This window comes from Streptomyces himastatinicus ATCC 53653 (assembly GCF_000158915.1).
GTDB lineage: Bacteria > Actinomycetota > Actinomycetes > Streptomycetales > Streptomycetaceae > Streptomyces > Streptomyces himastatinicus.
The window spans coordinates 1,709,410-1,715,667 of sequence record NZ_GG657754.1; the positions used below are offsets into that span (position 1 = coordinate 1,709,410).

Below are 6,258 nucleotides of genomic sequence, written 5' to 3' on the forward strand. Positions count from 1 at the left end.
CACTCCGTATCTGCACATCGACGGCCCGGCGCTGCGGGCTCTGGTTCCCGCCGCGCCGGGGACCCGCCCGCGCGCCCCCGCCCAGGCCGCCGCCCTCGGATGGACCCTCGGCTTTCAGCGACCCCTCCCCCGCGGCGGATCTGCCGCGCGCCGACGCCCGCGCCGAACGGGCCCTCCAGCGCGCGATCGCCGCCGAAGTGCCCGCCGTCGTGCACGAGGCCACCGCACCGGCCGTGCACAGCCTCGTCTCGCCCGCCGACGCCCGGGAGTTCGCCCGTGCCCGCTTCGCCGCGCTCGACCGGACCGGGCCGCCGGGTGCCGACGTTCTGCTCGGCACCCTGCGCACCTGGCTGACGTTCCACGGCAGTTGGGACCGTACGGCCGCTGAACTCCAGGTCCACCGCAACACCGTGCGCCACCGCATGACCCGGGTCGCCGAACTCCTCGGCGCCGACCTCCAGGACCCGGCCGTCCGCATGGAGTTCTGGTTCGCGCTGGAGTGGCTTTCCGACGACGGCTTCTAGACCGGGCTAGTCGGGGAGCCCCCACGGCTTCGCGTCGCCGACGGCCGGTACGTCACGCGGGCCCGGGTCCGGGTGGGTGCCGCGCGGGGCGACGACGGCCGTTTCGTCCCTCCGCAGCGGGATCTCGATGCGGCCCGGCCCCGTCTCCCGGTACCGCAGCCGCCTGCCGCGCTCGTCCCGTACGTCGACGGCACCGCGGATGCCGTGGTCCAGCACCAGTGGCGCGCCCGCCTCGCTGTGGACGCGTACCCACCGGGTGCGGCCGCCGGCCCGGTCCGCGTCGATCAGGAACGCGCCCTGGGCGCGCAGGGAGGCCACGGACGCGTCGGGCCAGCGGCGCGATACGGACGGGAAGACCCGCACCACACCGCCGTGGCTCTGCACGGCCATGTCGAGCACCGACTGCGTGGCGGTCAGGGGGCTCTCGATGCCCAGGTTTCCACCCTCGACGTACATGGTGTTCGGGGTCATCCAGGCGTTGTTGATGGCATTGCCGCCGGTGAAGAAGGTGAGGAAGTCGAGGGCCTCCTCGGGGCGGTCCATCCGCGAGGCCATCGACGAGGCGGCGGCGTAGCTGTAACCCGCCCACAGGGCACGGTCCTTGACCCAGTGGTCGAAGGTGGTCCGCATGATGTCCCGGTCGCCCGGCCGGTCCCAGTCCAGCTCGTGCAGCGGATACAGCCACAGCATGTGCGAGAAGTGGCGGTGGGATTCGGTGAGCGGCTTCGCGGCGCCGATCATGACGCCGGTGGCGTCGCGCGGGTAGTCCACCAGGCGCTTGACGATCTCGCGCCAGCGCCCGGCACGCGGGTGGTCCGTACGGAGGATCCGCAGGCAGTCGAGGAGCGTGGCGCAGCCCCAGCGGAGCAGGGAGAGGTCGTAGGTGCAGTCCTCGGCGTCCGCCCACTCGGGCGAGCGGGTGAGCGGAAGGTGCAGCTTGCCGTCGCCGCCCTCGTACAGGAAGTGGTCGTAGAAGTTCACCGCCTTGACCAGGATCGGGTACAGGACGTCGCGCACGATGCGGGTGTCCATGGTGTGGCGGTAGCTGAGCCAGACGTTGTGCATGGCCCAGATGAGGTTGCCGTTGTTGTCGGTCTTGGTGGAGGTGCCGGGGATGCCGACGGTCTTGGCGCCGGGGCGCAGCATCCAGTCGGAGGGGTGGGCGAGGGCGTAGGTCTGCCCGTCCTGGTACTCCGGCGGGACCGAGAGCGGCAGATACTTCTCGAAGTCCTTGAAGGTGGAGGTGACGGAGTCGAGTTCGAGGTGGTTGGACCCCTGGATCAGCCAGGTGGCGATCTGCACGTTGAGATTCCACCAGACGGCGGTCCAGCTGCCGCCGGTCTCCGGGTACCACGGCCCCCATTCGGACATCGAGGGCCCGTCGGCCCGGGTGGCGCAGGCGGCCTTGTAGAGCTGGATCCAGTAGAAGTCCTGGAGGCGCTTGTCGGGTACGGACAGCAGGCTGCGCCGGTAGAACCGGTGCCACCAGGCGCGGTGTTCGGCCACCAGGTCGTCGGGGTCCGCGGCCAGCGTACGGGCCACTTCGGCGACGGCCAGCTCGGTGGTGCGGGACAGGTCCCCGGGATAGCGGTAGACGATGTGCGCGGCCAGCAGTCTGCCGGTGCCGACGCGCCGTTCGCGCCAGGCGGTGGTCCAGCCGCCGCCCGCGATGAGCGGCTGTTCCACGTATCCGGTGTCGCCCGCGGAGCCGGTGCGGGGGTCGGGGTTGCCCGTGTAGTCGGCGGGCTTGTCCTTGGTACGCGGCGAGGCGGCGGGCAGCCATGTGAACGACCAGGCCGCTTCGCGCTCGCCCGCGCTGGGCCGGGTGGAGATCAGCAGCGCGGTACGGGTGTTGTGCACCAGCATCGAGAAGCGGACGCTGCCCCGGGTGGTGGTGACGGTGCCGCGCAGCTCGGCGTCCCAGAGGTCGAGGGTCCAGTCGATGCCGGTCACCTCGCCGGCCAGGGTGAGGTCGAAGTGGCCGATGGGCAGCCGCGAGAAGCCGTACGGGGCGCGCCACTGCGGCCGCTGGTCCTGCACCTGACTGTGGCTGACCATGACTTTCACGGAGTTGGGGGTGGCGCCCCGGTAGACCTGCACGCCGAGCAGTCCGTTGGCGAGGAAGGGGCCGTCCTTCCAGTCGCCGGGCATCCGGCGCCACCGCAGGGCCGCGTCCCTGACGATGCGTTCGGTCAGGTTTCCGGCCCGGCCCGCGCCCTGGGGCGCGGCCCAGGCGGTGCCGGATCCGGCCAGCCAGCCCGCGGCTCCGGCTGCGGCCGCCGAGCCGATCACACCTCTTCGAGAGATCCCGTTCCCTGTCGTCGGGGTCACGTATGTGCCTCCCATACCTGGTGGTGAACTACCCGGCATGGTGCAGGGGTCGGAGCAGCAAGGGAAGACCTCCGACGTATCGGAAATCGCCCCGCTTCATCTCCGCAGGTGGGTGAGGTGTGCGCGATCGCGGCGCGGCGACAGGGGCGTCAGCCAACCGATCTCTCAGACGCTGACCATAAAGAGGAGAGCGACCACACCCACGAAGCCGAGACCGCCGAGAACGGTTCCGGCGATGGCCATCCACAGACGGCCCGCGCCGCGGCGGGCGTGGTGGATGCCCATGGCGCCGAGGACGACGGCGATACCCCCCGCGATGGGCACCAGGGGGAGGGTGAAGGCCAACAGCAGGGACGGCAGTAGGCCGACGATGGCGAGGACACCGACGACGGAGAAGACACCGAGGACCACGGCGGTGGGACCCAGCGCGACGGCGGGTGTGTCGGTGCGGTGGGCCATGGTCGGTGCAGGCATGAGTGTCCCCCTTCGCAAAAGCCCCCGGAGCGGGCTCATTCGACATACCGATCGTAGCTGGGGTACCCCGGCGCTCCGGTGGGCAGGGTGGGTGCGTCAAGTTCCCTTGATGGAGAGGACGTTCCATGCGAGGCATTCTTCGAAGACTCGGTCCGCTGGTGGCGGTTCTCCTCGCCGTCACCCTGGTGGCGGTCGCCCAGGGAGCCGAGCGGAGCCGGGCGGGCACCGCGTCGGCCGAGGAGGGCGGCGGGCCGCGTCCGGGCAGTCACTGGGTGGGGACCTGGACGTCCATGCCGCAGCTGACCGAGCCGGCCAACATGCCGCCCCCGCCGTACACCCAGGACGGCGCGGTCCTCGCGGACAGCACCTTGCGGCAGACCGTGCACGTCTCGGTGGGCGGCAGCCGGCTGCGGCTCCGCTTCTCCAACGCCTTCGGCGGGGCGCCCCTGCCCATCTCCCGCGTCTCCGTGGCCCGTCCCGCGGGGGGCAGGGCCGGGGTGAGCGCGATCGAACCGGGCACCTCCCGGCCCGTCACCTTCGACGGCCGCGCCGCCACGACGGTGCCCATGGGCGCGCTGATGGTCTCCGATCCGCTGGACTTCCGGCTGCCGCCGGGCGCGAACCTCACCGTGACCGTGTACCTGGCCACCGGTCAGCAGTCGACCGCCGTCACCTCCCACCCCGGCTCGCGCACCGCCTCCCATATGCTGCGCGGCAACCATGTCGACGCCACCGACCTGACGGGCGCGGCCTCGGTCGAGCACTGGTACTTCCTGAGCGGTGTCGAGGTGTGGTCACCGGCACGCACCCGGGCCACCGCCGTGCTGGGCGACTCGCTCACCGACGGGCGGGGCTCCACCAGCAACCACAACGACCGCTGGACGGACCGGCTGACGACCCGGCTGCGCGCCGACCACAGGACGGCCGACACCGCCGTGCTCAACCAGGCGGCGGGCGGGAACCGGATCCTCCAGGACGGTCTGGGCCCGAACGGTCTGGCCCGGCTGGACCGTGACGTCCTGGCGCAGAGCGGCGTCACCTCGCTCATCGTCTTCGAGGGCATCAACGACATCGGCACCGCCCCCGCCACCCCCGAAGCACAACAGGACGTCGCGGACCGGCTCATCGCCGCCTACGGCCAGATCCTCGTGCGCGCCCACGCCCAGGGGATCCGCGTCTACGGCGCCACCCTCACCCCCTTCGGCGGCAGCACCCCGTACGACGACGCGGCGGGCCACCGCGAGGCGACACGGCAGCGGATCAACGACTGGATACGGACCAGTGGCCGCTTCGACGCGGTCGTGGGACCTGGACCGGGCGACACGGGACGAGGACGCTCCGAGCCGCCTGCGCGCTGACCTCGACGTGGGCGACCATCTGCACCTCAACCCCGAGGGCTACCGCGTGATCGCCGACGCCTTCCCGCTGCGCCTCTTCCGCCGCTGACGGCTGCCCCTGCCCCCGTTGGCGAATCCCCTTCTCCATCCGTAGGAATGGAGGATGCGAATGCAGAACGAGCGCAGGCCAATGTCACGCCGGTGGTTCCTGGGTGCCTCCGGCGCGGCCCTCCTCACCGCGGGCTGTCAGGACACCGAGGGGAAGAGCGAAAGCACCGGGAACACCTCCGGGCACCGGGCCGTCGTCCCGAGCGGCGTGCTGGGGGCCAACTTCAACGAGGACCCCTCCACCATGGACTCCTCCATGCTGGAGGGCCTCTCCGCGGGCTGGCTCCGCGGGTTCGTGCCCATGCCGGAGATCGACAAGACCCCCGCCCGGCAACAGGCCGCGATCAAGGCGCTCCTGAGCGCACACGACAAGGGGTACGGCACGGTTTTATCGCTGAAGTTCCCCTACAACCACCGCCCGATGCCCGCGGTGGACAGCGCGGACATGGACGCCGAACTGGCGCGGGTGGACAAGGTGCTGGACGCCGCCATGGGCAAGGCGGACATCCTCGCGCTCGCCAATGAGCCCTTCATCGAGAGCCTGAAGAAGGACCACGACGACGGAACGCTCAACGCCTTCTACGAGAAGGTCGCGCAGCATGTCATCGCCTACCGCAAGAAGCGTTTCGGGGAGCGCTGCCGCACACGGCTGTACATGGGCTCCCTCAACCACCTCGACAGGCCCGACTGGCGTACGCCGGCGACCGAGCGCTGGATGGAGTTCACCCGGAAGACCCCGGAGATCGAGGGCGTGGACATCCACCCGCACGTGGCCGCCATCGAGGACTCGCAAAAGTACCTGGACTACATCCTTCCCAAGCTCCGCCGCGACCAGAAGTTCCTGGCCACCGAGTTCTCCCTGGTCCTGCTGTGGGAGCAGCACCTGCGCGACACCATCCCCGCCGAGTTCGCCCGGCGCTACGAGCTGCCCGCGGCCACCAAGGTGTGGCAGGTGATCAAGCAGGCGACCGAGCACCCCTTCCCGCAGCGGAAGTGGCACGACTTCCTGTCCATGAGCCCGTGGTTCGAGACCCACAAGCATTACTTGCGCAACCAGGTCCAGAAGTTCCGTGACACGGGAAAGCTCGCCGTGGCCACCTACGGCGTGGCGCAGGCACCGGCGATGGTGAAGGACTTCGGCCCCGACAAGCAGCCGTGGCTGCTGAACAGCCTGTACTCCAACCTGACCGTGCAGGAAGGCGAGGACGGAAAGCCCGCGCGGAGCTACGGCCTCTTCGACGACTTCCGTGCCCTGCAACGTGCCGAGGACCGCCGCCCGGTGCGCACAGCCGAAACGACGACGTGAAGATCGGTCACCCTCGCAGGTAGGCGAGAACCGCCAGCACTCTGCGATGGGTGGCATCGGTCGGGGGGAGGTCCAGCTTGCCGAGGATGTTGCCGATGTGCTTGCCCACGGCCGCCTCGGACACCACCAGGTGGCGGGCGATCGCGCCGTTGGACTTGCCCTCCGCCATCAGGGCCAG

At 70.6% G+C, this 6,258-nt stretch carries 5 protein-coding genes and 1 pseudogene; 3 read left to right on the forward strand and 3 right to left on the reverse strand.

Annotated elements, in window-relative coordinates:
• On the forward strand, nucleotides 1-524 hold a 524-nt coding region (locus tag SSOG_RS50895; RefSeq protein ID WP_106516360.1), incomplete at its 5' end, for a PucR family transcriptional regulator.
• A gap of 6 nt (nucleotides 525-530) precedes the next feature.
• Here the strand turns inward: SSOG_RS50895 and SSOG_RS06650 are convergent.
• The gene (locus SSOG_RS06650) at nucleotides 531-2,855 is read right to left on the reverse strand and encodes a glycosyl hydrolase family 95 catalytic domain-containing protein (RefSeq protein ID WP_245606234.1); all 2,325 of its coding nucleotides are present in this window, start codon (nucleotides 2,853-2,855) and stop codon (nucleotides 531-533) included.
• Nucleotides 2,856-3,020: 165 nt separating this feature from the next.
• Entirely contained in the window at nucleotides 3,021-3,329 is a 309-nt protein-coding gene (locus SSOG_RS06655; RefSeq protein WP_039936742.1) for a hypothetical protein, read from the reverse strand.
• Nucleotides 3,330-3,454: 125 nt separating this feature from the next.
• On the opposite strand from SSOG_RS06655, the pseudogene SSOG_RS06660 reads away from it, so the two are divergent.
• Both SSOG_RS06660 and SSOG_RS06665 read left to right on the forward strand, forming a co-directional pair.
• Nucleotides 3,455-4,775 (forward strand): annotated as a pseudogene (locus SSOG_RS06660) (SGNH/GDSL hydrolase family protein).
• Nucleotides 4,776-4,829: 54 nt separating this feature from the next.
• On the forward strand, nucleotides 4,830-6,080 hold the full coding sequence (locus SSOG_RS06665; RefSeq protein ID WP_245606235.1) for a hypothetical protein: 1,251 nt from the start codon (nucleotides 4,830-4,832) through the stop codon (nucleotides 6,078-6,080).
• Between the two features lie 7 nt (nucleotides 6,081-6,087).
• Here the strand turns inward: SSOG_RS06665 and SSOG_RS06670 are convergent.
• The coding region (locus tag SSOG_RS06670; protein WP_039936745.1) for a LuxR C-terminal-related transcriptional regulator at nucleotides 6,088-6,258 on the reverse strand (171 nt) is incomplete at its 5' end.